Consider the following 25781-nt stretch of genomic DNA (forward strand, 5'->3'; position numbering starts at 1 on the left):
ATTCAGTTTGATCGACTTCTAATGCTCGATTGAGATGAAGCGATCCTTTCTTTAAATGCGTTAATCCATGGCCATAGGTTATGCAAAACGCTCTTTTCAGATGCAAAATAAGATGCTTTTCTTGGTCTACCATTTGAACAAGCTGTATTTTTGTAGCGAAAGATAAAGTTTTTATACACTTTGACTAAAGCATATTGTTCTTCATGTTGTGTTCGTTCATAATTTGCATAAGCATTATTCAATGCATCAGCGCTTTGAAAATGCTATAAATTAAAATACGCACCCATCCAATCTTATGTTTTTCTGGCCTAACTGGATGGACAAATAGGATATTTTTTTAAAATGACTCAGCAAGCACAGACCATCCAAGGCTCAATTGTCGCAATCGTCACCCCTATGTTTGAAGATGGCAGCGTAGATTGGAAGGGTCTAGAGAAGCTCGTTGAGTGGCACATCGCACAAGGCACAAATAGCATTGTTGCTGTCGGTACAACGGGTGAAGCGTCTACTCTAAGCATGAAAGAGCATACACAAGTGATTAAAGAAATCATTCGTGTCGCGAACAAACGCATCCCTATTATTGCGGGTACTGGCGCGAATTCAACGCGTGAAGCTATCGAGTTGACTAAAGAAGCCAAAGAACTCGGTGCAGATGCTGCTCTTCTGGTGACCCCTTATTATAATAAACCGACCCAAGAAGGCCTATATCAGCACTATAAAGCTATTGCTGAAGCTGTTGATCTTCCTCAAATTCTGTATAACGTACCTGGTCGTACAGGTGTCGATATGGCGAATGAAACGGTCATTCGTTTGGCTGATATTCCACAAATTGTGGGCATCAAGGATGCCACAGGTGATGTCCCTCGTGGTCAAGCACTGCTCGAAGGTCTTGCTGGCAAGGCAATGACCGTCTATTCAGGTGATGATGCAACGGCTTATCAACTGATTCTGTCAGGTGCAAAAGGTAATATTTCTGTGACTGCAAACGTTGCACCCAAAGAAATGAGTGATGTTTGCGCGGCAGCACTGGCAGGCGAAGCTGAAAAAGCTGAAAACCTAAATACCCAAGTTGCAAATTTACACGAAATTCTATTTTGCGAATCGAACCCAATTCCTGTGAAATGGGCACTTCATGAAATGGAGTTAATCGAAACGGGTATTCGTTTACCATTAACACCACTTGCAGAACAATATCGCACACCGCTCCGTGAAGCACTCACAACGGCGGGTGTCATTAAATAAAGAGCACATCAATATGCAATTACGTTTAGGTCTTACTCTCGCACTTTCAGTCGTCAGTTTAGCGGGTTGTAGTTCCCTTGCAGTCAATAACGGTAGTTTGGACTATAAAGAAACCGCAGCCTTAGAACCTCTTAAGTACCCTGAAGGCTCTATGGTTCGACCTGCAACGCCGTTGTATCCAGCTCCAACGGTTGAAGCGCTCGCTCTTGAACACGCACCTGTACTTGAAAACAAGCGCGGAAACCGTTTTGCAATGCCGCGCCCTCAAGCTGCTCAAGCCATGTCGAATGCCGAATCAACGGAAACGGTTGATACAGCTGTGAGTCGCCCTCAATTGATTATTGACGGAAATAAGAATCCGCTGCTCAAAATTGAGGGAAATTCTGCTACAATTTGGCAATATACGCTTGCCACCCTCAGCAGCCTCAACCATCAAATTGTTGGTCAAAGCAAAAATGGTTATGAAGCAACCATTAAAATCGATCAACAGGTCTATGTGTTAAGACTGACCGCGGTCGGCAGCAGCAACAACCTCGCTGTGTTCAATGCCGATAACAGTTTTGCAGCGCCTGAAAAAGCCACAGAATTGTTAACCCAGATTTACCAAAATTGGCCAGCCTAGTCGTACTAGGCATTTTTTTTTGAAAAAGGTTCCCTCATGTTAAAACAAACCTTGCTCTATACTGGTAAAGCGAAATCTGTCTATGAAACAGACAGTGCAGACCACCTGATTTTAGTCTTTCGTGATGATGCTTCGGCATTCAATGGTGAAAAGATCGAACAACTAGATCGTAAAGGTAAGGTGAACAACCGTTTTAACGCCTTTATCATGGATAAATTGGCTGCGGCTGGCATTGAGACTCACTTTGAAAAACTTCTTTCTCCAACAGAAGTTCTAGTGAAAAAACTCAGCATGATCCCTGTTGAATGTGTAATTCGTAATTATGCAGCAGGTTCTTTATGCCGTCGCTTAGGTGTAGAAGAAGGCAAAGAATTAACCCCGCCGACTTTTGAATTATTTTTCAAAGATGATGCGCTTGGCGACCCAATGGTCAATGAGTCTCAAGCGATTGCTTTAGGTTGGGCAACTGCTGAGCAACTTGAGCAAATGAAAGTCCTCACTTACCAAGTGAACGAAGTGCTTAAAAACTTATTTGACCAAGGTGGCATGCTACTTGTGGACTTCAAACTTGAGTTTGGCGTATTCCACGATCGTATTGTTCTTGGTGATGAGTTCTCTCCAGACGGTTGTCGTCTATGGGACAAAGAAACCAAGAAAAAACTCGACAAAGACCGTTTCCGTCAAGGTTTAGGCGGTGTGGTTGAAGCTTATGAAGAAGTTGCTGCACGTTTAGGTATCGACCTTTCTGATATCTAATCAGTTACAGATTCAAGAAAACCGAGCTTAATCGCTCGGTTTTTTTTATTCTTCACATTTTAGATCAATGCCTTGTTATAGCTGCAATACAAGCCTTTATTTTCTGTCTAATAGCCTTCTATATGACATAAATATTAAAGTTTCATGAAATTTTATTTATTTTTTTGTAAAATAGTCATTTCAATCACATGAAATGTCACATTTCTAATGATGCTTTTCTTGTATATCTCCTGATAGAAGGCCCTATGATTTATCAATTAGATGAACTGCAATGTATCGGACAAGGCTGTTCAAAAATGGTGTTTCAGCATCCTGAGGATGAAAACAAAATCATCAAAGTCATGAATCCAAATCGAGTGGATGAAGATGGTGGCTGGAAAGGACATGGCAAACTTAAACGTAGAATGTCGCAAGGCGTTTATCGCCAATTCCGTCGTGAATTATTGCAATATCTACAGCTATGTAAAAATCATTATAAAAATAATATCTTTAGCTTTCCTGTCGAAATGCCTTATGGTTTTGTGAAAACTTCTGTAGGCTTGGGTTTTGTGACTGAAAAAATTGTCTGCCCAAGTGGTGAAGGCATGACTTTATTTGAGTTATGCAAATCACATCAATTTGAGGAAAAACACGCCAAAGCTCTAGATGACTTTTTTCAGCTTTGCTGCGACTTACACATTATCTTCGGTGAGGTCAACATCGCAGGGATTATGTATACAGAGCGGCGAAATAATAAGCCCGAATTTGTCTTGGTCGATGGTATGGGTGAAAAATTATTTATTCCAATTCGAGCCATGAGCAAAAGAATTAATGCACATAATGTACGAAAAACTGAGCGAAAAATTCACGCCCAGATGCAGCAAATGCTGAACTTAAAAGATGAGCTTCTTCCTCTAAGCTAATACTACTCCTTTAAGTTGCGTCACTCAAAAAACCGAGCTTAAACGCTCGGTTTTTTTTTCAGCTCTACAGCTATTGCTGTACTTCAGTTTATTTGTGAGCTATTCAACACTGAAAAATAGTCTTGTAAAACACTGAGCCACTGTTAAAAAATCAACAATCCTGTACGTCATAGCGCACAAGACTTCAGGTATATTTCAGCTATGTCTCAACTTCATTTTTGAATATGATAAAAACATATGAACAGGACGTTCTCAGATAAAAATTATTCCAACCGAAAAAATACCCTTATTTGCTCATCTCTCATGGCGACAAGATCCATCGATCTCCTAAGAGCCGAAAGCTGGTATAGATGTTGCTTTTATTCAAAAGTACTCAGTAGGGTAAGTTCTATCTTCGTCTTATTTCTTAGATTTGTTTTTTTACGGATGGCTATATTTAAAATGAAAAACTGGCAAAAAAAATTACTACTTTCCACTACATTCGTAGCCGTAGCACTGAGCAGTACTGTCCAAGCAAAAGAATGGAAAACCATTCGTTTTGGCACAGAATCCGCATATGCACCTTTTGAATATAAAACACCAGACAATAAGCTGGTCGGTTTTGACATCGACTTGGGCAATGCCATTTGTGCCAAATTAAAAGCCAAATGTGTATGGGTAGAAAACTCCTTTGATGGGATGATTCCTGCGCTCAAAGCGAAAAAGTTCGACGGTATTTTGTCTTCAATGACGGTTACTACGGATCGAGCAAAACAAATCGCCTTTAGTAATAAAATTTACAACACGCCTACCCGCATGGTTGCAAAGAAAGGCTCTCCTTTGCTCCCTACACCAACCTCTTTAAAAGGCAAACGTGTGGGTGTACAACAAGGCACCATTCAAGAAGGCTATGCAAAAGCCTATTGGGCACCTAAGGGTGTAAATGTGGTTCCTTATCCAAACCAAGACGTGCTTTACCAAGACATGGTTTTGGGACGTCTAGATGCAACATTACAAGATGCGATTATGGTCGATGCAGGTTTCCTAAAATCAGCGAAAGGTAAAGGCTTTGCTTTTGCAGGCAATAATGTTGTCGATGCCAAAACACTCGGTGTAGGCGCTGCAATCGGCTTACGTAAAGAAGATGTCGATCTGAAAAAGAATATTGATAAAGCGTTAGCTGAAATTATTGCCGACGGCACCTATAAGAAACTCGAGAAAAAATACTTCTCCTTCAGCATTTATTAATTTATAGGGTGTCGATTAAATACCGACACCCTATATATATTGCTGATTTATAAAATATTATATTTTTACTCGGAGAAACTGAGTATGTTTCTGTCTGGCTATGGTCCCGTATTACTCAGTGGCACTTGGATGACCATACAGCTTGCTTTGTTATCACTGGTACTTTCGATCATTATTGGATTGTTTGGGGCAAGTGCCAAACTTTCTCGTATTCAAATCTTACGTCATGTTGCAATCCTCTATACCACGCTCATTCGTAGTGTTCCTGATCTGGTGATCATGTTGTTGTTGTTCTATAGCCTGCAACTTGGATTGAACTCGATTACCGAATCGATCCATATGGAGCAAATTGACATCAATCCCTTTGTGGCAGGGGTGATTACTTTAGCCTTTATTTATGGGGCCTATTTTACGGAAACCTTCCGTGGCGCATTTCAAGCCGTCCCCAAAGGTCAACTTGAAGCTGCATATGCCTATGGCATGACCCCATTTCAAGTCTTCAGGCGTGTCCTCTTTCCACAAATGATGCGTTTTGCCTTACCAGGAATTGGCAATAACTGGCAAGTCCTTATCAAAGCCACTGCCTTGGTGTCCTTAATTGGTTTGACCGACATCGTCAAAATTACCCAAGATGCAGGTCGAAGCAGCATGCAAGTGTTCTATTTCAGTATTGTTGCAGCCGTCATTTATCTGGCCATCACCACCCTTTCGAATTTGATTCTCATGTGGCTGGAACGTCGTTATTCTGCTGGTGTGAAAAAGGGACAACTATGATTGAAATTATTCAACAATACTGGCAGTCCTATCTGTGGACCGATGGTTTTCAAATGACTGGGGTCGCCATGACCGCGTGGCTACTGGTCTTATCGATTGCGATTGGTTTTGTTCTGGCTGTGCCTTTGTCAATTGCTCGAGTTTCTGAGCATGCTTTTGTACGTGGACCTGTTTGGTTTTTTACCTATATTTTCCGTGGTACGCCCTTATATGTGCAGCTACTGATTATTTATACTGGGATTTATAGTCTCGAATTTGTGCATGCCCATGAACGGCTCGATGAGTTTTTTAGAGAGGGGCTTAATTGCACCATTTTAGCGTTTGCACTCAATACAGCAGCTTATACTACTGAAATTTTTGCAGGGGCGATACGTTCGATTCCCTACGGCGAAATTGAGGCAGCAAAAGCCTTTGGAATGTCGCCTTGGAAACGCTATACCCGCATTATTATTCCGTCGATGCTACGCCGAGCATTGCCATTTTATGGTAATGAAGTCATTTTGATGCTGCATGCAACCACCATTGCCTTCACTGCAACCGTGCCTGATATTCTCAAAATTGCACGGGATGTCAATGCTGCCACTTATGCCACGTTTGATGCTTTTGGCATTGCCGCTGTGCTGTATGCCTGTCTGGCATTTATCCTCATTTGGATCTTTCGTAAATTGGAACAACGCTGGTTGGCGTTTTTAAAACCATCGAATCATTAGGAGAAACAATGGAAAATTCAGCAAAACTGGTGATTCGAGACCTTTGTAAAAGTTTTGGCGATCATGAAGTCTTAAAAGGGGTTTCACTTGAGGCACGCGCAGGTGATGTGATTAGTATTATTGGTTCCTCAGGTTCAGGTAAAAGTACCTTTCTTCGTTGCATCAATTTTCTAGAACAACCAAGCCAAGGCAGCATTCAGCTCAATGGTGAACAGTTAGAGACCACTTTAGCTAAAAATGGCGATCTCAAAGCGACAAATCCCAAACAACTGCAAAAAATGCGCACCCAACTGATGATGGTCTTTCAACATTTCAATTTATGGTCGCATATGACGGTATTAGAAAATATTATTGAAGGACCCATTCATGTCTTGGGGCTAAAGCGGAGTGAGGCGGAAGAGCGTGCACGAAAATACTTAAGAAAAGTTGGGCTTGCTGAAAGTGTCGAAAAGAAATATCCGTCTTTTTTGTCAGGAGGACAGCAACAGCGTGTTGCAATTGCCCGCGCCTTGGCAATGGAGCCTGAAGTGATGTTGTTTGATGAGCCGACCAGTGCTCTAGACCCTGAACTGGTGGGTGAGGTATTGAAAGTGATGCAAAGTTTAGCTGAAGAAGGCCGAACCATGATTGTGGTCACCCATGAAATGGGCTTCGCACGCCATGTATCCAATCATGTCATTTTCTTAGATCAAGGCAAAATTGAAGAACAAGGTGATCCAAAAGAAGTTTTGATTCACCCCAAAAGTGAACGCCTGCAACAGTTTTTAGAGGGTAACTTTAAATAATTGAATAGTCTTCAAGAGCTTGATGCAGCAATGATTCAACATTCAATACTTAGTTGAAAAGATAAAGCGCCTTGTTTGATCTGATCCCACGAAACTATATGCACTCAGATAAAAACCGAGCCATTTCGCTCGGTTTTTTACCTTTCCACCTAAGCTTTTATAGATTGGTATATCGATTTTTAGTGGTATCCATCACCAAAAAACTGGTGATCGAGCTAATGGATGGAATCGTTCCTAAAACATCAGTATGAAACTTTTTATAAGACTTAATGTCAGCCACTTCAACCCTGAGCAAATACTCGACCGAGCCTGTAATGGTATGACACTCAGTAACTTCATCCGTTGCAGTGATCACATCCTCAAACTGACTCAAGCTTTCTTTTGAGTGACAAGACAGCCCAATGGTCACATAAACCGTTAAGCCGATACCCAAAAGCGAACGGTCAATCACCGCTTTATAGCCTCGGATCACACCAATTCTTTCTAACTCTTGCACGCGTCTTAAACAGGCCGAGGGTGACAAACCCACGCGTTCTGCCAGTTTAATATTGGTTAAATGTGCATCGCGCTCAAGCTCACACAATATTTTTCGGTCTAATCGATCTAATTCAATCATTTATTGCATAAAATTCAGTATTAACGCTCAATATACAACCAAATTGTGCTAGATCAACAATAAAATGATACTTATTTGATTACGCCATCCCCTTTATGAACGCTTCACTGTTTGTCTCTTATCTGCTGTTCTGTGTCGTGATGACCTGCACACCTGGACCCAATAATGCACTGGTCATGCTGTCTGGTGCACGATTTGGCATCAGTAAAACCCTACCTCTGGTTTTAGGCATTGCCTTTGGTGTGGCCGTGCAACTCTTCGCCATCGGCATCGGCTTAAATCAGGTGTTTCTGGCCCTACACAAGCTCCAATTTATTTTAAGTTTGATCAGCACTTCTTATATTCTATGGCTTGCATGGAAAATTGCATCCAGTGGGCCACTCAACATCGAATTAGAACAAAAACCATCGATGGGTTTTCTACAAGGTGGGCTATTTCAGTGGGTCAATCCCAAAGCGTGGATCATCTCCATCAGTACCATTGCCACTTATTTTGCTTTAAACCATTATGTCAGCAACATCTTTTATGCAGCCCTGATTTTAATGATGGTTTCGATTCCATGTGTCGGGGTTTGGGCTATCGGTGGTCTTTGCTTACGCCAATATCTGATGAAACCACGCTTTGCCTTGAGCTTTAACATCACGATGGCAATCGCCTTATTAGCCGCTGTGTTACCTGCGGCATTAAAATTGATGAATACGCACATCGAAACATAAAAACGCTACAGTGCTTAAAGAAAAAACTGCTCAATGAATGTGACTAAATCCTAAGCACCAAAAACAAAAAGCCTGATTTGTGAATCAGGCTTTTTTATTACTGCTGCTGTTGCTCTTGTTGCCAACGTCGCTGTTGTAAGCGCTCTCCTTCAACCTCACGCTTATTGCGTGCCGACTCATATAGCTTGGTGCCTTTCAGTTCAGGTGGTAAATACTCTTGCATCACAAAATGCTCTGGATAGTTGTGCGGATACAAGTAGTCGACACCATAGCCCTGCTCTTTCATCAACTTAGTTGGTGCATTTCTTAAATGCAATGGCACAGGTAAATTTGCCGTTTTTTCAGCCAAATCTAAGGCTTTATTGATTGCAAGATATGTACTATTACTTTTTGCACTGGTCGCCAAATACACCGCACACTGCCCTAAAATAATTCGACACTCTGGCATGCCCACCGCTTGAACAGAACGGAAGCATTCTCCAGCAAGCAGCAGTGCATTGGGGTTTGAGTTGCCAATATCCTCAGAGGCAGCAATCAACATCCGACGGGCAATAAAAACGGGATCTTCTCCGCCTTTGAGCATACGTGCCATCCAATACAAAGTAGCATCAGGGTCACTGCCACGAATCGACTTGATAAAAGCCGACACCAAATCATAGTGCTGCTCACCCGATTTGTCATAACGGGCAATATTTTGCTGTGCAACTTTGACCACCATAGCATTGGTCACGATATTTTCAACATCAGGCTCGAAAGTCCCAGCAATCAACTCAATGAGATTCAAAGCTTTGCGGGCATCACCTGCGGCAAATTGCACCAAAGCTTCAAATTCTTCAATCTGAATGTAGCGCTCTTTTAAAAACTTATCGTTCTTAATCGCTTGTAATAATAAAGTTTGAATCGCATCAGCATCGAGCGCATTTAAGGTGTAGACCTGACAACGGGACAGCAGCGCGCTGTTCACTTCAAAAGATGGATTTTCAGTGGTGGCGCCAATGAGGGTAATTTTACCTTTCTCTACGGCATTCAGTAGTGCATCTTGCTGTGATTTGTTAAAACGATGAATCTCGTCAATAAACACCACGGGTGGCATTAAGTCCCCACCATCAGCAATGATCTCACGTAACTCTTTAACCCCAGTATTCAGTGCGGATAGACTGACAAATGGTCGGTCGATCGCTTGTGCCAACAGTAAAGCAATCGTGGTTTTCCCCACGCCTGGTGGTCCCCAAAAAATAATAGATGGCAAATGTCCTTGATCAATCATTTGGCAGAGCGGTGCCTGCTCACCCAATAAGTGATCCTGCCCAATAATTTCAGACAAATCACGCGGGCGTAAACGTTCAGGCAGAGGAATATTGCTATCGGACATAGGACTAAGACTTAAATGCATTCATCGAATGCTTATGTTATGGCAAATTCAGGCAAATGACACAAGCTTTTCATGCAATTTCACGCCACTTTTCTCAGCTAGCGAACCCAACGCACAATATAGTCTTCGATCTCTTCTTGATTGATCTCTTCTTCAGAAATACAGCGTCCTGCCGCAGACTTTTTGGCTTTTAGAATGCTCTGACGCGAACCCGTGTTCAGATAGTGCCATCTAGGTAAATTTTTACCTTCATGTAAACGACGATAAGCACAGCTCGGCGGTAACCAATGAATCGTGTCTAAAAGTTCAGGGGTGAGCTGGATACAATCGGGTACATGCTGCTTACGGTTTGGATAATCACGACAACTGGCGGTTTGACAGTCCAGTAGTTTACAGGCCACTTTGGTATAGGCGACTTCTTGGCTTTCTTCATCTTCAAGTTTCACCAAACAGCATAGACCACAACCATCACACAACGCTTCCCACTCTGCTGAGCGTAGCTCAGTGAGCGCATAATGCTTCCAAAACTCTGGTCGTAATTCCTGTGACATGACGCTTGCCGATAAACTCAATAGCACATTATACCCTATAGCAACTGTACTTTTCAGCACCATCAAATTTTCAATATTTACATCATATTCATAAACTTAAAATACAAAAAGAACACTTTTTAAACAAAAGAAACACAGTGTGTCCGAACCTTCTTTCTATACTAATAGAGTAATAAATAAGAACATCTATGGAGAAAAATTATGTTTCGTTGGGCGATTATCTTCGCAGTGATTGCACTGATTGCAAGTTTACTTGGTTTTGGCGGCGTAGCAGGTTTATCTAAAGACTTTGCGATTATTTTATTGGTGATTGCTGTGATTCTTGCGATTGTCGGGTTTTTATCTCGTGGCAAAGTCTAAAGCACACAACTCTTAATAACGAAAAAAGAAGGATTCAGATCCTTCTTTTTTTATATGTGCCTTTAAAAATAATTTCTCACATTTCTCATGCACATCGGAATATTTTTCAAATCCTTGTAAAAGTTTTTATGCTTTAATCAGAGCAGATCATCTATCAGGATTTGAGCATGACAATCAGTATTCAAACTCGAGAAATTCAATATAACGCAGCCGATGGACAACGCTTAGTTGGTTATTTTGCAGCACCAAGCTCTCAAACACCGCATGCAAGTATCATCGTTGCACCCGAATGGTGGGGCCGAAATGAATATACTGAACAACGTGCTCGCGAACTGGCTGAACACGGTTATGCCGCACTGGCGATTGATATGTACGGCGACAAAAATGTCACCACAGATGCCAAACAAGCCTATGAATGGATGATGCAAACTTTTGCGGATGCCGACACCATCGTCAACCGTGCGCAAGCAGGTTTAGATACGCTTGCTGCCCAGCCTGAAGTGAATCCCACTCAACTGGCGGCGATTGGTTTTTGTTATGGCGGTAAAGTGGTTTTAGACTTAGCTCGCTCAGGCGCACGACTAAAAGCAGTGGCGACTTTCCACGCCACATTGGCACCGAAAGCCCCTGCGGTCGAAGGTCAAATTCAGGGTGAAATTTTAGTTTTACATGGTGAGTTAGACAGCATGGTCACTTTGGATGATGTTGCCAGCTTCCGTGAAGAAATGCATGCGGCAAAAGTGGACCATGAAGTCATCATTTTTGAAGATGCGAAGCACGGTTTTAGCAACCCATTGGCCGATGAGCGTGCCAAAGCCAATGGCGTAGACTTGGGCTATAACCCAGAAGCAGAAAGACAAGGGCTAGATGCAATGTATGACTTGCTAGAACGCAATCTCAGTGCTTAACTAGAGCTGAAAATTCAAATATTTGATTTTTCAGATTCAACAGGATACATAATTAGATTTTAGAGGAGATAACAATGACTGAGACCCACTGCCAATATTGTAATTTTGATGAATATGACGTGCTTGATAAAAATGACTTTGGGGTAATTTTGCCCGAACCCAATGCATTGTCTAAAGGTCACTGTGTCATTATCCCTCTACGTCATGTGAGCTCATTTTTTGACATTACCGACAAAGAACGTAAAAGCTTAATGTCTTTGCTAGAACTGGCACGTAATGAACTCCAATTGCGTCATCAACCTTCAGGCTTTCATATCGGTTTTAATGATGGTGAAATATTTGGGAATGTGTCTGAACACTTACATATCCATATTATTCCACGCTACAAAGACCAAGAGCTAAAACTCGATGCACGTTGGGGCATGACGAAAGACTAAGTTTTTATGGTTTTAAATGGCGCGTAAGCGCCATTTTTTATGCGCAAAAACTCGGGCTCAGAAAAGACATTCAGTTATACTAAGCCGAATTTCTTGCTTGTGCCTCAGATGTCTCCTTTCTCTTTTTCAGATGCGTTACTGACTTGGTTCGATGTTCATGGTCGACATGATCTGCCATGGCAAGTAGCCGATGATCCCTACAAAGTCTGGGTGTCTGAAATTATGCTGCAACAGACCCAAGTCAAAACCGTGCTGCAATACTTCGAGCGTTTTATCGAACGCTTCCCAACGGTTGCAGCTTTAGGGACAGCATCATGGGATGAGGTCGCACCTTACTGGGCAGGTCTGGGCTACTATGCCCGTGCACGTAATCTGCATAAAGCCGCAGGGGTTGTGGCACGTCAGGGACACTTTCCTCAAACTTTAGAGGACTGGATTGAACTGCCAGGCATTGGTCCATCTACCGCAGGTGCGCTGATGTCTTTGGGTTTACGTCAGTACGGCGTCATTATGGATGGCAATGTAAAACGCGTGCTCGCACGCTTTTTTGCCATTGAGGATGATCTAAGCAAACCTGTGCATGAACGCAGCATGTGGCAACTAGCCACTGAACTCTGTCCAACTGAACGCAACCACGACTATACCCAAGCCATCATGGATTTGGGGGCAACTGTCTGTACCCCCAAAAAACCGCTGTGTTTATATTGCCCAATGCAGCAACACTGTAAAGCCCATGCACAAGGGTTAGAAACTGAATTGCCTTTTAAAAAGCCCAAGAAAGCTGTGCCTGTGAAGTCTGCCCAAGTTTTGGTGCTGCGCCATCACAATCAATGGCTGTGGCAACAGCGCCCCAATAGTGGACTGTGGGGCGGTTTATGGTGTTTACCTATTTTTGAAAATGGTGATGAACTCATTCAACTGTGCCAAAGTCTAGGACTGAAACAAGTCTCTCAACGCGCTGAAATTTCGCATAGTTTCACCCATTTCACTTGGCAACTGGAAGCGCTTTGCTTTGAGGTCGATGCCGATCAACTCGAACATTTAAGTATAGAATTGGCCAGCACATGGCTAGACATACAAAACGTCACAGAAATGGGCATCCCAACTGCGATGAAAAAATTGATCTCGACAATTCAACTGTGACATAGTTGGGTGATCGATTGGGTTTACCCTGAGACTTTAAAATTAGATCACTGAAATAATAAAGGATTGTTCGTGCGTAATTGTTTGCCCCGCCTTTCTGCGCTTGCCAGTTTAAGTTTTGTGATTCTGTTACTCGCAGCTTGCCGTACCGCGCCGCCTGCACCAAGTGGAAGCCAGTTACCGGCCTCACAAGTCCAACAGCTGAAAAACATGCGTTTAGCTCAGCAGCTGCCTGTACCCGTTCAAGGCATTAAACGTCATGGACTCACAGATACTTGGGGAGCGTCTCGCAGTAGCGGACGGACGCATGAAGGCATCGACATTCTGGCTCCACGTGGAACAAAAGTTTTTTCTGCCACAGAAGGTCTCGTTGCAGACTTACGCAATAACAATTTGGGTGGTAAAGTGGTTTGGATTATGGGGCCAGCAGGCACTTGGCATTACTACGCTCATCTTGATGACTATAAACGTGGCTTAAGTGTCGGCGACTATGTCAAAAAAGGCGACCTGATTGGCTATGTCGGCAATACAGGCAATGCAAGGCACACAGCCCCACATTTGCATTATGGACTTTATTTACAAGGTAAAGGCCGTGGTGCAGTAAATCCCTATCCTTATTTACGTTAACTTTAGGAATTTTTCATGTCAGAAGCGTTGATCAACCGTCTGGTCGAATTTGCTGAATCAGGCAATCAACAAAAAATCATCTTGGCAGGACAAAACCACCAAGGTTGGATCATGGAAATTACCGAAGATGCGCTTTTAATCAGCACTGGATTTGCTGAAAAAACTGGAAAAGATGTTTGGATTAACTTTTCCGACCTCGAACACGCCCAATTGTTTTATTGGGACAATCAACACGACCAATGGGCGCCTTTTACCCTATAAAAAGATCAGGAGCATGTTCATGACCACTCAACGCTGCGGATGGTGCTCCTCAGACCCACTTTACATCGACTACCATGATCATGAGTGGGGTAAACCACTACATGATGAAAAGCAATTATTTGCAATGCTCTGCCTCGAAGGTCAACAAGCAGGACTGTCATGGATTACCGTCCTGAAAAAGCGTGAACATTATCATCGCCATTTTTTTCAATATTCCATTGAAAAGATTGCGGCTTTAAGTGATATAGACTTAGCCGAAAAAGTCCAAGATATCGGCTTAATTCGCCATATCGGGAAGCTGACCGCCATTCGTGACAATGCGATTGCATGGCAAGCCCTGAAACAACAAGGCATTAACCCCGTTGAGTGGCTCTGGAACTTTGTCGAGCAACATGCAATCAACAATGATGTCCCTGACTACCGTACAGCGCCTGCACAGACACCTCAAAGCCAAAATATGTCTAAAACCCTAAAAAAACAGGGCTTTAAATTTGTCGGACCCACCACCTGCTATGCCTTTATGCAAGCGGTTGGTATGGTCAATGATCATGAAAACAGCTGTCATTTTAAATAAAAGTACATAAAAAACAGGAAAATAAGGATATAGAATATGACGGATAACACCATTCGTGCCTATGCGGCAATGCAAGCAGGTGCAGCACTACAACCCTATCAATTCGATGCGGGTGAACTGCAACCACATCAGGTCGAAGTCCAAGTCGAATATTGTGGATTGTGCCATTCCGATGTTTCGGTCATTAACAATGAATGGAACTCTTCGGTCTATCCCGTTGTCGCTGGTCATGAAATTATTGGCACCATCAGTCGCCTAGGCTCCGAAGCCAAAGGGCTTAAACTTGGACAGCGCGTCGGTATTGGCTGGACGGCAGAAAGCTGCCAACACTGTGACCCCTGTGTATCGGGTCAACAAGTACTCTGTACAGGTGGGTCAACAGCAACCATCGTCGGTCATGCAGGTGGCTTTGCCGATAAAGTTCGCGCCGGTTGGCAGTGGATTATTCCTTTACCTGAAGAGCTAGATCCTGAGTCAGCGGGTCCTTTATTGTGTGGCGGTATTACCGTTTTTGATCCAATTCTAAAACACCAAATTCAAGCCATTCACCATGTTGGCGTGATTGGCATCGGTGGTTTAGGGCATATGGCTATTAAGTTACTTCGAGGATGGGGCTGTGAAATTACGGCGTTTACCTCGAACCTCGACAAAACGGAAGAACTCAAGGCCATGGGTGCAGATCATGTGGTGAATAGCCGTGATGTGGATGCGCTTAAAACCCAGCGAGGCAAATTCGATCTATTGCTCAGTACGGTGAATGTCACGCTCAATTGGCCTGCCTATATCAGTACACTGGCACCAAATGGCACGATCCATTTGCTAGGCTTGCCTCTAGAGCCCATCAAATTAAATGCAGGTAGTCTGATTGGTGGAGCAAAATCTATCACGGGTTCACCCACTGGCTCCCCTACTGCATTACGTCAGCTACTCAAATTCGCTGCACGTAAAAACATTGCGCCACAAATTGAACTGTACCCTATGTCACAGTTGAATGAAGCACTGGAACGGTTACATTCTGGAAAAGCCCGTTATCGTATCGTCCTCAAAGCTGATTTTTAATCCATAAGCGCCTCAAAACAGGCGCTTTTTTATACCGCTTGTTTGACCAACGTCGAACTGCTGAGTTGCGCTTTCACCCAATCAGCCAACAAGGTGACCGCTGCGCGAATATCTGTTGAAATTTCATGACCTGCATTGAGGCGGATACAGTTTTTATAACGCTGCCCTTCACCAAAGACTTCGCCTGGCACAATATTAATACCGTGCTGCTGAGCAAAATAGTACATATCTAAACCATCGATACACTCGGGTAGCTGTAACCACAGCGCATAACTACCTAAAGGTTGATTGATACGTAACTCAACTCCGTTAAAGGCATGCTGAATCATGTGTCGGTATTGCTCAACTTGCTGTTTCAAAATCGGCTTTAACTGCTGTAAATGCTCCCGATAAGCACGACTATAAATGAGATCGGCCAGTGCCAACTGTAAAGGCGTATTCACTGTAATATTTTGCATCAGTAACGTAGCCTTCAAGTGCGCTAAGCGCTGCGGAATGCAGAACCAACCTACCCGATACGCAGTTGAAAGGGACTTGGAAACCGAACCACAGAAAATCACATAACCCTGCTGATCCCAATACTTAATCGGCAGCGGACGACTCGAGCTGAAACTACATTCACCATAAATATCATCTTCAATCACATAGCACTGATAGCGCGCAGCCAGTTGTGCAATTTTTTCTTTTTCTGCATTGCTTAAGCAAAACCCCAATGGATTTTGATAATTGGCCGTGAGTAAGCACGCTTTTGCGCCTGAACTTTGCATGACCTGCTCTAAACGTTCAAGATCAAAGCCTTGAGTATCGGCTGGAATTTCAATAATTTTTCGTTTTAACCCCGCCAACATTTGCAACTGACCATTAAAATTCGGGGTCGGTACAATTACGCTGTCGCCTTCCTTGCTGAGGTGTTGGATCATCACCGACAGCGCTGGCATACAGCCATTGCTGATGTAAATATCATCCTGCGAAATATAGAAGCCATCTTCAGCCCAATGCTCAGACAAGGCCTGCCGTAAGCGAATATGGCCCTGCTTATCGCTATATAAAAAATCTTCAGGTTGGCTGTGTTTTAAGGCGCGTTGAATGGAGCGGCGAAGCGCTTCTACAGGCACATGTTTTGGCGAAAGCTGAATCGCTCCCAAATGGATGAGACGGCTATTAATGGAAGACTGTTGAATTTCCAGCTGTAGCTCTAAGTTAGAAATATCACGAGCTTGAGACTGAAAATCAGGATGCTGTGGTACGGGAATAGATGGGCTGGTATTTTTTTGATAACTGACAAAATAGCCCGACTTATTTTTCACATGAATATACCCCTGCGACTCGAGTAGCTCATAACAGCTCTTGGCCGTATTCAAGCTGACCTTTTGTAAGTTGGCAAACTGGCGTAACGACAACAGCTTTTGCCCTGCGGGTAATTCAGCATTTTGAATTTTTTCAAGCAACTGTGCAGCCAAGCTTTGATACTGAAATGCCATTCATCTGTACCTATTTTTTTAACTTTTATGTATCTGTATCCATTATGCCAACAGAATTATGCTTCTGTCATTCGTTCACAACCATAAATAGGCACTTTTATGAAAAAAATAATCATATCTCTCTTTTGCTTATTGAGCTTATCGGCTTGCCAACCGCCAAATGTTTCGCAGCAAGTACAACAGCAGCATTTTATTTGTAAAGCATTGATTGAAGGGTTTCTGAAAACGCAAAATTTAACTGATTATCAGTTTTTAAGTTTAGCGCCGAGCTTGACTGAAACCTCGACTCAACGAACTTATCAATATCGGTTGAACAATGAACGTGAAATGCAGATGAACTTGCCCCGCCAGAAAAATTTACAGTTTCAATGTGACCAAAGCAGTGCTGAAAACTTCAAGATCTCGCTCGCTGGTGAAGGACATGCCATGCTCAGCTTAATTCAGTTAGACCTGCCTAAGGCTTCAACCTTAGAGCTGCTGAATGCTTATCAACAGCCTTAAGTTTTAAAACATGAAAGCCTGCATAGCAGGCTTCTTCGTCTTTAAAATTAACGTAAGGCAGCTGGTAAATGGGCAGGAGTATCTTCTTGTTCCAGCAATTGATTTTTCATTTTTTGCAGCATTTGATAGGGTTGTTGTTGGACAAACATATTCACAAACTTCAGTGGTATCGACCCCTCAGGGTTGGCATAACCTGAGGTCGAAACCTTGACTTTATTTGATCCCAGTTTCTGAAAAGTCCAATCGCCCTCATAATGATTTAGGCGCACATAATCTGGATTTTTAAGGATGTTTTTATCAATCGCTTTATTTTTAATGCTAATAATGCCCTGACTGTCCTTGGTCATTTTCCCCTGCACCACCAAATCGCGGTCTTTTAAAGGAAAAGGAAAATCCAGCACCATATACAGCTGAAACTCGCCTTTTTTATCATCGCGCGACAAAACTTTCACACTGCCCATATATGGCACCCATTTCACCGCATGGTCAACATCTAAGATCAGTGACACTGCTTTTTCAATCGGCACATCAAACGTGGTTTCAGCCTTATATAAAAAGACCGGATTTTGCGCATTTTGATAGGTCCAAACTTTAATATTATTTTTATGAATACTGAGTTTGGCTTGCTCCATAGGTTTGGCCTGTGCTGTCGTCATCACAGCAACAACACAAGCCATATACATGACTTTTTTCATTCTATTCTTCGTCTTATTTTAGTTTTTTATCTTGTTTTTATGGCGAATGAAGCAGGTTTTTAAACTTGAATGTCGTTAAAACCCAGTACATCTTTCATGTCATATTTACGTGCTTCACGTCCTACCACCCAAGCCGCAGCACGTACCGCACCCGAAGCAAAGTTCATACGGTTGGTCGCTTTATGGGTAATTTCAACGCGCTCACCATCGGCAATAAACATCGCCGTATGTTCACCGACAATGTCGCCGCCACGAATGGTTTGGAAACCAATACTTTGACGCTCACGAGGTCCGGTATGACCTTCACGGCAATACACTGCATCGGTTTTCAAGTCACGTCCTAAAGCACCCGCAATGGCCTCACCCATCATCAACGCTGTGCCTGATGGTGCATCGACTTTATGACGGTGATGCGCTTCAATCACTTCAATATCCACTGTGTCGCCAAAGACTTTAGACGCCAATTCCAACAGTTTAATCGAAACATTGACCCCCACAGAATAGTTGGCTGCATAGACCACAGGAGTCTGTGTTGCCGAGTCATCCAAATAGGCTTTTTGTTCGTCATTCATGCCCGTGGTCCCAATGACAATGGCAACCCCAGCTTCACGACAAATTTTTAAATGCTGAACGGTCGCTACTGGTGCAGTGAAATCAATGATCACATCACAATCTTTCACTACCGCTTCCAGACTACCCACCACCTTCACGCCGAGGCTGCCAACACCTGCAAGCTCACCTGCATCTGTACCAATCAGTGAGCTTTCAGGGCGTTCCACTGCCGCAGCCAGTTGATAGCCTGCTTCGTGTACCGCTTGAATAAGGATGCGACCCATACGGCCGCCGGCACCTAAGACACCAATGCGTGGAGCTGCTGACATAACATATTCCTAATCTAGCTTCAAAATTGTTCTTACTATAGCAAAACTGATTGCCCAGACTAAGGTTTGTTGGCCATTTTCATCGAAAAAATCGCTTTATTTTCAAACATGATTTCTCAAGCTTTTCACAAATTTGCAATCAATCTTACGCAGACTAGGTTCGCGTTTAAAAACAACTTTAAAATGAGGAAAATAGAATGAAAGCAAAGGTACTTTTTCTAGCGATGGCGTTTGGGGGCAGTTGGGCACAAGTTCAGGCTGAACCCGCTGTTCAAGCGGGCGATACCTTAGAAAGTTTGTCGCAGGTAAAGATCACCACCAGCACACATCCCAAAGCACAGGCCGAGCAACAAGTACCAGCCACTGCACCTATGGCCGAAGAAATGGTATCGGTTGAAGAGATCGATCAACCTGAGTTGCCCGCAGAAGCGCAATAACATAAAAAAAGCGGGAAAATCTTCCCGCTCTTTTCAACACCAATTCAGACCTACCGTATTTAATTAATCAAACAGTCGGTCAAAGAAAGACTTTTTCTTTGGTGATGATTTGTGATCATCTCCATCCAAGGTCTCTTGCAACTCTTTTAACAGTTCACGTTGACGTGCTGTTAAGTTGACTGGCGTTTCAATCACGATACGGCAGAGTAAGTCACCTTGCATACTGGTACGTACAGGTTTAACCCCTTTACCACGTAAACGGAACATTTTACCCGTTTGTGTGCCTTCAGGAATTTTCAAACTCACACGACCTTCGAGTGTCGGGATTTCAATTTCTTTACCCAAAGCAGCATCGGCAATGCTCACAGGGACATCCATATACAGGTCTGCACCATCACGTTGGAAGATTTCGTGCTCACGCACCACCACTTCTACGTACAAGTCGCCTGACTGACCATCACGAATCGCTTCGCCTTTACCCGTTAAACGAACGCGGTCACCATTGTCGACGCCCGCAGGAATCGTCACTTCTAAGGTTTGTTGACGGTCTTTAACGCCTGAACCATGACAGGTATTACATGGGTTCTTAATGATCTTACCCTGACCGCGACAGGTGCTACAGGTCTGCTGTACAGAGAAGAAACCTTGCTGCATGCGAACCTGACCTGCGCCATGACAAGTTTTACAGGTTTCAACATCGTTCGGGTTTTTAGAGCCTTTACCGTCACAGGTTTCACACGGCGCTGGTGCGGTAAAAGTAATGGTTTTTTTCACCCCTCTTACTGCTTCTTCCAACGTCAGTTCCATCACATAACGTAAGTCAGAACCACGACGTGCACGCTGTTGACCACGACCACCACCGCCACCAAATGCACCACCGAAAATGTCACCGAATTGACTGAAAATGTCTTCTGCGCTGAAACCACCACCGAAGCCGCCTCCGCCGCCCATACCACCTTCAAAGGCTTGATGCCCCATACGGTCATACATGCTGCGCTTTTCGCTATCCGATAAAATTTCATAAGCTTCAGCCGCTTCTTTAAATTTCTCTTCAGCTTCAGCATTGTCAGGGTTGCGGTCCGGATGATATTTCATCGCCAACTTACGGTAGGCTTTTTTAATTTCATCATCACTAGCGGTTTTAGCAACACCTAAAACCTCATAATAATCACGTTTAGCCATGTCTGGCGATGCTCCTCACGGAATTTATTTAATACTCAACTGTGGTCTGAAATTGGGTTCAAACCAAGTTTTACAAGGGGGTGTTTGAAAAAAAATCCGTAGAATTAGAAAACTGCTTTATTTTTCAAAAACTTAGACAGGCCTTTAAACCATGCATTTAGAAGGAAGAGAAATGCAATACAGCTAAAAACCACACCTGCAACCGTGCATGCAGTCACCCACAATGCGCTGTCCCAAGTGAAGAAAATAAGAGGAATAAACCACAACGCTGCAAATAACGCCAAAATGCTATAAATCACAATATTGCGCATGACCCAAAGTGCTTGCGCTTGTAACCACACTTCGGCATGATCAATTTGCGTGACTTTTCGAGCATACCAATAGGAAAATGCGCCGCTAATCACAGTAAACAAAGCCAAAAACATGAAGACATAAGAAATCGCGATAGAGCGGCGATACTTGGTTACATTGTCTTGCATCATGCGTTTAACCCCATTTGCCACATCGTTTATTTTTTAATGTGTAGCAAAAAACTGCTTTATAAAAATGCCATAAATTTCAGGTGCTACTATATTGAAATTTTCAACGTTTCGCACCTGATATTGGCATAAATTTACGGCTTATGGCTAATTTTTTTTACTTTAAACCACTGCGCGTACAAGGCTGGTAAAAAGAACAGGGTTAATAGCGTCGCCACAATCAGTCCGCCCATGATCGCAACGGCCATAGGTCCAAAGAAAATACTTCTAGACAATGGGATCATCGCCAGAACTGCTGCCAATCCCGTCAGCACAATTGGACGACAACGTCGCACCGTCGCATCGATGATCGCATCCCATGATTCATGCCCTGCTTGAATATCTTGCTCAATCTGATCAATCAAGATCAGCGAGTTACGCATGATCATGCCCGACAAGGCAATGGTGCCCAACATCGCAACAAAGCCAAAAGGTTTATTAAACAGTAGCAGGAACAACACCACGCCAATCAAACCTAAAGGCGCGGTGAGCAAGACAATCGTGGCACGAGACATACTGCGCAGTTGAATCATCAGCAAAGTCATGACCACGGCCAAGAATAAAGGCATGCCTGCTGCAACCGATTTACCCCCACGTGCTGACTCTTCCACTGTACCGCCAACTTCAACCAAATAGCCATTCGGCAGTTCCGCACGCAGCTGATTCATCTGTTCAGCCATTTCATCCACCACCGTGGCCGGTTGTAACTTGGTCCGAATATCTGCACGTACCGTAATAGTCGGTAGGCGGTTACGATGCCAAATCAAACCTTCTTCAAAGCTATAATCAATTTTTGCAATTTGTGCCAATGGTACTGTTCCGCCATTTGAGGTTGGAACGGCAAGGCTTGCCAGTGATGCTACTTCAACCCGCTCGGCTTGATCGCCACGTAAACGGATTTCAATCAGCTCACGTTTCTCACGGTACTGGTTAATGGTGGCACCCGAAATAGAGCTGTTCAAGAAATTGGCCAAATCTAAACTCGATACCCCCATTTGGCGGGCACGGTCTTGGTCAATCTCTAAATTGATCATCTTGCTTGGTTCACCCCAGTCCAAATGCACATTAGTGGTGTTGGGGTTAGCACTCAGCATCGCTGCGACTTTATCCGCCCAAGCACGCACTTGAGTTAAGTCTTCACCCGACACGCGATATTGAAGTGGATAACCGACGGGGGGGCCGTTTTCAAGTAAAGAGACGCGAGTACGTACATCGGGCAATAACTGGCGGATTTGGGTGTCTAAGGATTTACGAATTTCATTGCGATCATCCAGTGAAGAGGCCAAGACCACAAACTGAGCAAAGCTGGCTTGTGGTAGCTGCTGATCGAGCGGTAAATAAAAACGTGGCGAGCCTGTGCCCACATATGCCACATAATTATCTATGCCTTCTTGCTTCGACAGGAACTGTTCAACTTTTTTCACCGCATTTTCAGTTGCCGTTAAAGATGCACCTTCTTCAAGCTTTAAGTCGACCAAAATTTCGGCACGATTCGAGGGTGGGAAAAACTGCTGCGGTACTAACTTAAACATCAACACCGAGAGCACAAAAATAGCCACAGTCGTTGCAATGACTGTTTTGCGATAGGTCACACACAGATCGACCCAACGGCGAAAACCTTGATAGAACTTGGTTTGATAAGGATCGTGATGCTCACCTGCATGATGTACCATCGGCTGAGGTTCTGGCTGTTTGCGCAAACGTGCCCACAAACGGCTATACCACGGCGCTTTTTGAATCAGCTCTTTGTTAAAATCGGGCAGGAGTTTGTCACCCAAATAAGGCACAAACAACACCGCTGCAAACCAAGACACAATTAAGGCAATGGTCACCACTTGGAAAATAGAACGAGTGTATTCACCTGTACTGGACGCTGCTGTAGCAATCGGTAAAAAGCCCGCAGCGGTAATCAAAGTTCCCGTCAACATTGGGAAAGCCGTCGTTCGCCACGCATGCCCTGCTGCTTGTAGTCGACTGTAGCCTTGTTCCATTTTGATTGCCATCATTTCCACAGCAATAATGGCGTCATCGACCAAGAGGCCCAGCGCTAAAATCAGGGCACCCAAAGAAATTTTATGTAGACCGACATCAAAAATATTCATGCCTGCAAAAGTCATGGCCAAAACCAGTGGAATGGAGAATGCCACCACCAGTCCAGTCCGGAAACCCAGCGAGAAGAAGCTGACCAACAGTACAATAATCACCGCTTCAGCCAGAACCTTCATGAACTCGTTAACACTACGCTTCACCGCGACAGGCTGGTCTGAAACTTTCTTCAGCTCCATACCTAAAGGCAAAGTTTTTTGCAGCTTGGAAAACTCGGTTTCTAGGTTTTTACCCAAAGCCAAGATGTCGCCACCTTTACGCATCGACACTGCAATACCAATGCCATTTTCCCCCATAAAGCGCATACGGGGTTGAGCGGGTTCACTAAAGCCACGATAGACATCAGCCACATCGCTAAGCTGGATGGTTTTTCCATTCACCAATAAAGGCATACGTTGCAGTTCTTCAACGCTCTTAATTTGCCCTGTGACTCGGAGTTGAATACGATCCGACTCTGTTTCAAAAAAGCCTGCACTAGCCATGGTATTTTGCTGTTGCAGGGCTTGTTGCACCGCTGTCACAGGAATGCCTAACTGTGCCGACTTGGTGTTGGAAATTTCAATCCAAATCTTTTGATCTTGCAACCCGACCAAGTTGACCTTGGCGACATCTTTGACGCGTTGCAGTTGTAACTGTAAACGGTCGGCATATTCTTTCATCACCGCATAATCGAAGTCTTTACCCGTCAGTACATAAATGTTGCCGAAAGTATCGCCGAATTCATCATTAAAGAAGGGTCCTTGTACCCCATTGGGCAGCTGATGTTTGATGTCTCCAACCTTCTTGCGTACGTCATACCACACATCAGGTATCTCACTGGAGCGCATAGCATCTCGTGCCACAAAAGTCACCATCGACTCGCCAGGTCTGGAGTAGGCCATAATGCGCTCATACTTACCCGTGGTCATCAGCTCTTTTTCAATACGGTCGGTCACCTGTTCAGACACCTCACGCGCCGTTGCACCCGGCCAATAGGTCTGTACCACCATCACTTTGAAGGTAAAAGGTGGGTCTTCGCTTTGTGCAAGTTTAGAATAAGACACCACACCCACGATGCCCAGTAACAACATCAAATAAAGGACCAAGCCCTTATTTTTTAAGGCCCATTCCGACAGGTTATAGTTCATGCTTAACCTCCTGTCGCAATCTTGACCGTTTTATTGTCACGGCTAATCGGTTGAATTTTTTGTTTTTCACGCAGTAAATGCACCCCACCCACCACGACATAGTCCTTTGGCTGTAAACCTGAACGAATGGTAACGGTGTCTCGACCATACTCCCCCACGCTGACAGGGACTTTACGAATGCTGTTGTCAGCATTCACCACCCAGACATAAGCATTTTTACCCGCAGCGGAAACACTGGCTAACGGTACACTCAACACATTGCTTTCAGTTGAGCTGAAAAACACCCGTGCACTCTGTCCCAGTTGAATCGTATTTTGTCCTTCACGCAAAGCCACTTTGACACTAAAAGTACGTGACTGATCTGCGGCAGGCGAAATTTCACGGACGTAGGCAGCAAAACGTTCATCGGGTTTAGACCACAAGGTGACGATTGCATCTTGTCCAACTTTAATCTGAGCAATGGCTTGTTCAGGTACACCAATTACCACTTCACGATCACCTGAAATGGCCAGTTGAAAAGCGGGTTGCCCTGCTGAAATCACCTGTCCAATTTCAATATTACGCTCGGTAATCACGCCGTTTTTATTGGCGATCAGTTGGTTATAACTGGTTTGGTTTTGCGTAACGTTATAATTGGCTTGTGCTTGTTTCAAGCTCGACAGTGCGGCTTTGTATTGATTTTCAACGCTGTCGTACTGTGAACGACTCACTGCATTACTCGGTAATAATTGCTTAAAGCGTTTGAGTTCATCCAGCGCATTTTTTTCAGCCGCTTGGGCACTTTCTAACTGTGCTTTGGCTGCATTTAATTGCAACTGGGCATCTTGTACATCTAAGCGTGCTAAAACTTGTCCAACTTTGACTTGGTCACCTACATCGACCAAACGCTCCGTGACTTGTCCCCCAACACGAAAAGACAGTGCCGTTTGTTGGCGGGCTTGCACTTCGCCTGCATAGCTTTTTTGTTCTAGATGCGTGGTATTCGGTTGGCTCACCATTACCAAAGGCACTGACTCTGGTTCAGTCGTGTCTTTGCTACATCCCCACAAGGTGATACTACACACCACCATCATACTTGCCACAAGGGTCTGAATTTTGCTCATGAAGTCTGCTCTTCTTCCATAACCACCAATTAATCAGGCACAATATCCAGACTTAACTTGGTTATTTTTTAATTAATATACTGCATAGTACACTAATTAAAGATATGC

29 protein-coding genes are annotated in these 25781 nt (G+C 43.8%); 19 read left to right on the forward strand and 10 right to left on the reverse strand.

The window, feature by feature from the left end; translation table 11 throughout:
* Positions 1–342: 342 nt before the first annotated feature.
* From dapA to F946_RS02010, 8 genes are all read left to right on the forward strand, one after another.
* Positions 343–1242 (forward strand): 4-hydroxy-tetrahydrodipicolinate synthase, encoded by a 900-nt coding sequence (gene dapA, locus F946_RS01975; protein ID WP_004691815.1) that lies wholly within the window; start codon positions 343–345, stop codon positions 1240–1242.
* Between the two features lie 13 nt (positions 1243–1255).
* Positions 1256–1864, forward strand: a complete 609-nt coding sequence (locus F946_RS01980; protein ID WP_004978388.1) for a hypothetical protein — start codon at positions 1256–1258, stop codon at positions 1862–1864.
* A gap of 36 nt (positions 1865–1900) precedes the next feature.
* On the forward strand, positions 1901–2620 hold the full coding sequence (gene purC / locus F946_RS01985; protein WP_004691818.1) for a phosphoribosylaminoimidazolesuccinocarboxamide synthase: 720 nt from the start codon (positions 1901–1903) through the stop codon (positions 2618–2620).
* Positions 2621–2865: 245 nt separating this feature from the next.
* Positions 2866–3522 carry a YrbL family protein gene (locus tag F946_RS01990; RefSeq protein ID WP_035326259.1) on the forward strand — a complete coding sequence of 219 codons (657 nt, stop codon included), beginning with the start codon at positions 2866–2868 and terminating at the stop codon, positions 3520–3522.
* A gap of 441 nt (positions 3523–3963) precedes the next feature.
* Positions 3964–4749: an ABC transporter substrate-binding protein gene (locus tag F946_RS01995; RefSeq protein WP_004978391.1), complete on the forward strand. Its 786-nt coding sequence runs from the start codon at positions 3964–3966 to the stop codon at positions 4747–4749.
* 84 nt (positions 4750–4833) lie between these two features.
* Entirely contained in the window at positions 4834–5523 is a 690-nt protein-coding gene (locus F946_RS02000) for an ABC transporter permease (RefSeq protein WP_004978393.1), read from the forward strand.
* Positions 5520–6233 (forward strand): ABC transporter permease, encoded by a 714-nt coding sequence (locus F946_RS02005; RefSeq protein ID WP_004691821.1) that lies wholly within the window; start codon positions 5520–5522, stop codon positions 6231–6233. Before F946_RS02000 ends, F946_RS02005 begins: the two co-directional genes overlap by 4 nt.
* 8 nt (positions 6234–6241) lie before the next feature.
* Entirely contained in the window at positions 6242–7018 is a 777-nt protein-coding gene (locus tag F946_RS02010; protein ID WP_004978395.1) for an ABC transporter ATP-binding protein, read from the forward strand.
* A gap of 157 nt (positions 7019–7175) precedes the next feature.
* On the opposite strand, the gene F946_RS02015 is transcribed toward F946_RS02010, so the two are convergent.
* The gene (locus tag F946_RS02015) at positions 7176–7634 is read right to left on the reverse strand and encodes an Lrp/AsnC family transcriptional regulator (RefSeq protein WP_004978397.1); all 459 of its coding nucleotides are present in this window, start codon (positions 7632–7634) and stop codon (positions 7176–7178) included.
* Between the two features lie 95 nt (positions 7635–7729).
* Between F946_RS02015 and F946_RS02020 the strand changes: the two genes are divergently transcribed.
* Positions 7730–8350 (forward strand): LysE family translocator, encoded by a 621-nt coding sequence (locus F946_RS02020; RefSeq protein WP_004978399.1) that lies wholly within the window; start codon positions 7730–7732, stop codon positions 8348–8350.
* A gap of 97 nt (positions 8351–8447) precedes the next feature.
* Here F946_RS02020 and F946_RS02025 read toward each other — a convergent pair whose 3' ends face one another.
* Positions 8448–9722, reverse strand: a complete 1275-nt coding sequence (locus tag F946_RS02025) for a replication-associated recombination protein A (protein WP_035326263.1) — start codon at positions 9720–9722, stop codon at positions 8448–8450.
* Positions 9723–9820: 98 nt separating this feature from the next.
* Positions 9821–10273 (reverse strand): YcgN family cysteine cluster protein, encoded by a 453-nt coding sequence (locus F946_RS02030; RefSeq protein WP_035326303.1) that lies wholly within the window; start codon positions 10271–10273, stop codon positions 9821–9823.
* A gap of 201 nt (positions 10274–10474) precedes the next feature.
* Here F946_RS02030 and F946_RS16945 point away from each other — a divergent pair, with 201 nt between their 5' ends.
* The 8 genes from F946_RS16945 to ahr all read left to right on the forward strand — a co-directional run bounded on the left by F946_RS16945 (position 10475) and on the right by ahr (position 15642).
* Positions 10475–10633, forward strand: coding sequence for a DUF1328 domain-containing protein (locus F946_RS16945; RefSeq protein ID WP_004647174.1), 159 nt, complete (start codon positions 10475–10477; stop codon positions 10631–10633).
* Positions 10634–10800: 167 nt separating this feature from the next.
* On the forward strand, positions 10801–11541 hold the full coding sequence (locus tag F946_RS02040) for a dienelactone hydrolase family protein (protein WP_004978406.1): 741 nt from the start codon (positions 10801–10803) through the stop codon (positions 11539–11541).
* A gap of 74 nt (positions 11542–11615) precedes the next feature.
* Positions 11616–11978, forward strand: coding sequence for an HIT family protein (locus F946_RS02045; protein WP_004691832.1), 363 nt, complete (start codon positions 11616–11618; stop codon positions 11976–11978).
* A gap of 108 nt (positions 11979–12086) precedes the next feature.
* Positions 12087–13121 carry an A/G-specific adenine glycosylase gene (gene mutY, locus F946_RS02050; RefSeq protein ID WP_035326304.1) on the forward strand — a complete coding sequence of 345 codons (1035 nt, stop codon included), beginning with the start codon at positions 12087–12089 and terminating at the stop codon, positions 13119–13121.
* 84 nt (positions 13122–13205) lie between these two features.
* On the forward strand, positions 13206–13748 hold the full coding sequence (locus tag F946_RS02055) for a M23 family metallopeptidase (RefSeq protein ID WP_035326306.1): 543 nt from the start codon (positions 13206–13208) through the stop codon (positions 13746–13748).
* Positions 13749–13763: 15 nt separating this feature from the next.
* Positions 13764–14009, forward strand: coding sequence for a hypothetical protein (locus F946_RS02060; protein ID WP_004691836.1), 246 nt, complete (start codon positions 13764–13766; stop codon positions 14007–14009).
* 19 nt (positions 14010–14028) lie between these two features.
* On the forward strand, positions 14029–14583 hold the full coding sequence (locus F946_RS02065) for a DNA-3-methyladenine glycosylase I (protein ID WP_004978412.1): 555 nt from the start codon (positions 14029–14031) through the stop codon (positions 14581–14583).
* A 36-nt stretch (positions 14584–14619) separates the two neighbouring features.
* The gene (gene ahr / locus F946_RS02070) at positions 14620–15642 is read left to right on the forward strand and encodes an NADPH-dependent aldehyde reductase Ahr (protein ID WP_004978414.1); all 1023 of its coding nucleotides are present in this window, start codon (positions 14620–14622) and stop codon (positions 15640–15642) included.
* A 29-nt stretch (positions 15643–15671) separates the two neighbouring features.
* On the opposite strand, the gene F946_RS02075 is transcribed toward ahr, so the two are convergent.
* Entirely contained in the window at positions 15672–17123 is a 1452-nt protein-coding gene (locus tag F946_RS02075; RefSeq protein WP_004978415.1) for an aminotransferase-like domain-containing protein, read from the reverse strand.
* 99 nt (positions 17124–17222) lie between these two features.
* Between F946_RS02075 and F946_RS02080 the strand changes: the two genes are divergently transcribed.
* Positions 17223–17624 carry a hypothetical protein gene (locus tag F946_RS02080; protein ID WP_004978418.1) on the forward strand — a complete coding sequence of 134 codons (402 nt, stop codon included), beginning with the start codon at positions 17223–17225 and terminating at the stop codon, positions 17622–17624.
* Positions 17625–17671: 47 nt separating this feature from the next.
* Here the strand turns inward: F946_RS02080 and F946_RS02085 are convergent, their stop codons facing one another.
* Both F946_RS02085 and dapB read right to left on the reverse strand, forming a co-directional pair.
* Positions 17672–18319 carry an START domain-containing protein gene (locus F946_RS02085; RefSeq protein ID WP_004978419.1) on the reverse strand — a complete coding sequence of 216 codons (648 nt, stop codon included), beginning with the start codon at positions 18317–18319 and terminating at the stop codon, positions 17672–17674.
* A 59-nt stretch (positions 18320–18378) separates the two neighbouring features.
* Entirely contained in the window at positions 18379–19200 is an 822-nt protein-coding gene (gene dapB / locus F946_RS02090; protein ID WP_004978421.1) for a 4-hydroxy-tetrahydrodipicolinate reductase, read from the reverse strand.
* 197 nt (positions 19201–19397) lie between these two features.
* Between dapB and F946_RS02095 the strand changes: the two genes are divergently transcribed.
* The gene (locus F946_RS02095; RefSeq protein ID WP_004978423.1) at positions 19398–19637 is read left to right on the forward strand and encodes a hypothetical protein; all 240 of its coding nucleotides are present in this window, start codon (positions 19398–19400) and stop codon (positions 19635–19637) included.
* 63 nt (positions 19638–19700) lie between these two features.
* Here the strand turns inward: F946_RS02095 and dnaJ are convergent, their stop codons facing one another.
* From dnaJ to F946_RS02115, 4 genes are all read right to left on the reverse strand, one after another.
* Positions 19701–20819, reverse strand: a complete 1119-nt coding sequence (gene dnaJ, locus F946_RS02100) for a molecular chaperone DnaJ (protein WP_004978425.1) — start codon at positions 20817–20819, stop codon at positions 19701–19703.
* Between the two features lie 104 nt (positions 20820–20923).
* On the reverse strand, positions 20924–21301 hold the full coding sequence (locus F946_RS02105; RefSeq protein ID WP_004978426.1) for a hypothetical protein: 378 nt from the start codon (positions 21299–21301) through the stop codon (positions 20924–20926).
* A gap of 131 nt (positions 21302–21432) precedes the next feature.
* Complete coding sequence (locus F946_RS02110; protein ID WP_004978427.1) at positions 21433–24570, reverse strand: efflux RND transporter permease subunit; 3138 nt, start codon at positions 24568–24570, stop codon at positions 21433–21435.
* A 2-nt stretch (positions 24571–24572) separates the two neighbouring features.
* On the reverse strand, positions 24573–25673 hold the full coding sequence (locus tag F946_RS02115; RefSeq protein WP_004978428.1) for an efflux RND transporter periplasmic adaptor subunit: 1101 nt from the start codon (positions 25671–25673) through the stop codon (positions 24573–24575).
* Positions 25674–25781 lie beyond the last annotated feature (108 nt).

The sequence above is a fragment of the Acinetobacter johnsonii ANC 3681 genome, assembly GCF_000368805.1.
GTDB classification, from domain to species: domain Bacteria; phylum Pseudomonadota; class Gammaproteobacteria; order Pseudomonadales; family Moraxellaceae; genus Acinetobacter; species Acinetobacter johnsonii.

Excerpts from the sequence above, each read along its gene's own strand:
- dapA (WP_004691815.1), top strand. The coding sequence starts at position 343 with ATGACTCAGCAAGCACAGACCATCCAAGGCTCAATTGTCGCAATCGTC.
- F946_RS01980 (WP_004978388.1), top strand. The coding sequence starts at position 1,256 with ATGCAATTACGTTTAGGTCTTACTCTCGCACTTTCAGTCGTCAGTTTA.
- purC (WP_004691818.1), top strand. The coding sequence starts at position 1,901 with ATGTTAAAACAAACCTTGCTCTATACTGGTAAAGCGAAATCTGTCTAT.
- F946_RS01990 (WP_035326259.1), top strand. The coding sequence starts at position 2,866 with ATGATTTATCAATTAGATGAACTGCAATGTATCGGACAAGGCTGTTCA.
- F946_RS01995 (WP_004978391.1), top strand. The coding sequence starts at position 3,964 with ATGAAAAACTGGCAAAAAAAATTACTACTTTCCACTACATTCGTAGCC.
- F946_RS02000 (WP_004978393.1), top strand. The coding sequence starts at position 4,834 with ATGTTTCTGTCTGGCTATGGTCCCGTATTACTCAGTGGCACTTGGATG.
- F946_RS02005 (WP_004691821.1), top strand. The coding sequence starts at position 5,520 with ATGATTGAAATTATTCAACAATACTGGCAGTCCTATCTGTGGACCGAT.
- F946_RS02010 (WP_004978395.1), top strand. The coding sequence starts at position 6,242 with ATGGAAAATTCAGCAAAACTGGTGATTCGAGACCTTTGTAAAAGTTTT.
- F946_RS02015 (WP_004978397.1), bottom strand. The coding sequence starts at position 7,634 with ATGATTGAATTAGATCGATTAGACCGAAAAATATTGTGTGAGCTTGAG.
- F946_RS02020 (WP_004978399.1), top strand. The coding sequence starts at position 7,730 with ATGAACGCTTCACTGTTTGTCTCTTATCTGCTGTTCTGTGTCGTGATG.
- F946_RS02025 (WP_035326263.1), bottom strand. The coding sequence starts at position 9,722 with ATGTCCGATAGCAATATTCCTCTGCCTGAACGTTTACGCCCGCGTGAT.
- F946_RS02030 (WP_035326303.1), bottom strand. The coding sequence starts at position 10,273 with ATGTCACAGGAATTACGACCAGAGTTTTGGAAGCATTATGCGCTCACT.
- F946_RS16945 (WP_004647174.1), top strand. The coding sequence starts at position 10,475 with ATGTTTCGTTGGGCGATTATCTTCGCAGTGATTGCACTGATTGCAAGT.
- F946_RS02040 (WP_004978406.1), top strand. The coding sequence starts at position 10,801 with ATGACAATCAGTATTCAAACTCGAGAAATTCAATATAACGCAGCCGAT.
- F946_RS02045 (WP_004691832.1), top strand. The coding sequence starts at position 11,616 with ATGACTGAGACCCACTGCCAATATTGTAATTTTGATGAATATGACGTG.
- mutY (WP_035326304.1), top strand. The coding sequence starts at position 12,087 with ATGTCTCCTTTCTCTTTTTCAGATGCGTTACTGACTTGGTTCGATGTT.
- F946_RS02060 (WP_004691836.1), top strand. The coding sequence starts at position 13,764 with ATGTCAGAAGCGTTGATCAACCGTCTGGTCGAATTTGCTGAATCAGGC.
- F946_RS02065 (WP_004978412.1), top strand. The coding sequence starts at position 14,029 with ATGACCACTCAACGCTGCGGATGGTGCTCCTCAGACCCACTTTACATC.
- ahr (WP_004978414.1), top strand. The coding sequence starts at position 14,620 with ATGACGGATAACACCATTCGTGCCTATGCGGCAATGCAAGCAGGTGCA.
- F946_RS02075 (WP_004978415.1), bottom strand. The coding sequence starts at position 17,123 with ATGGCATTTCAGTATCAAAGCTTGGCTGCACAGTTGCTTGAAAAAATT.
- F946_RS02080 (WP_004978418.1), top strand. The coding sequence starts at position 17,223 with ATGAAAAAAATAATCATATCTCTCTTTTGCTTATTGAGCTTATCGGCT.
- F946_RS02085 (WP_004978419.1), bottom strand. The coding sequence starts at position 18,319 with ATGAAAAAAGTCATGTATATGGCTTGTGTTGTTGCTGTGATGACGACA.
- dapB (WP_004978421.1), bottom strand. The coding sequence starts at position 19,200 with ATGTCAGCAGCTCCACGCATTGGTGTCTTAGGTGCCGGCGGCCGTATG.
- F946_RS02095 (WP_004978423.1), top strand. The coding sequence starts at position 19,398 with ATGAAAGCAAAGGTACTTTTTCTAGCGATGGCGTTTGGGGGCAGTTGG.
- dnaJ (WP_004978425.1), bottom strand. The coding sequence starts at position 20,819 with ATGGCTAAACGTGATTATTATGAGGTTTTAGGTGTTGCTAAAACCGCT.
- F946_RS02105 (WP_004978426.1), bottom strand. The coding sequence starts at position 21,301 with ATGATGCAAGACAATGTAACCAAGTATCGCCGCTCTATCGCGATTTCT.
- F946_RS02110 (WP_004978427.1), bottom strand. The coding sequence starts at position 24,570 with ATGAACTATAACCTGTCGGAATGGGCCTTAAAAAATAAGGGCTTGGTC.
- F946_RS02115 (WP_004978428.1), bottom strand. The coding sequence starts at position 25,673 with ATGAGCAAAATTCAGACCCTTGTGGCAAGTATGATGGTGGTGTGTAGT.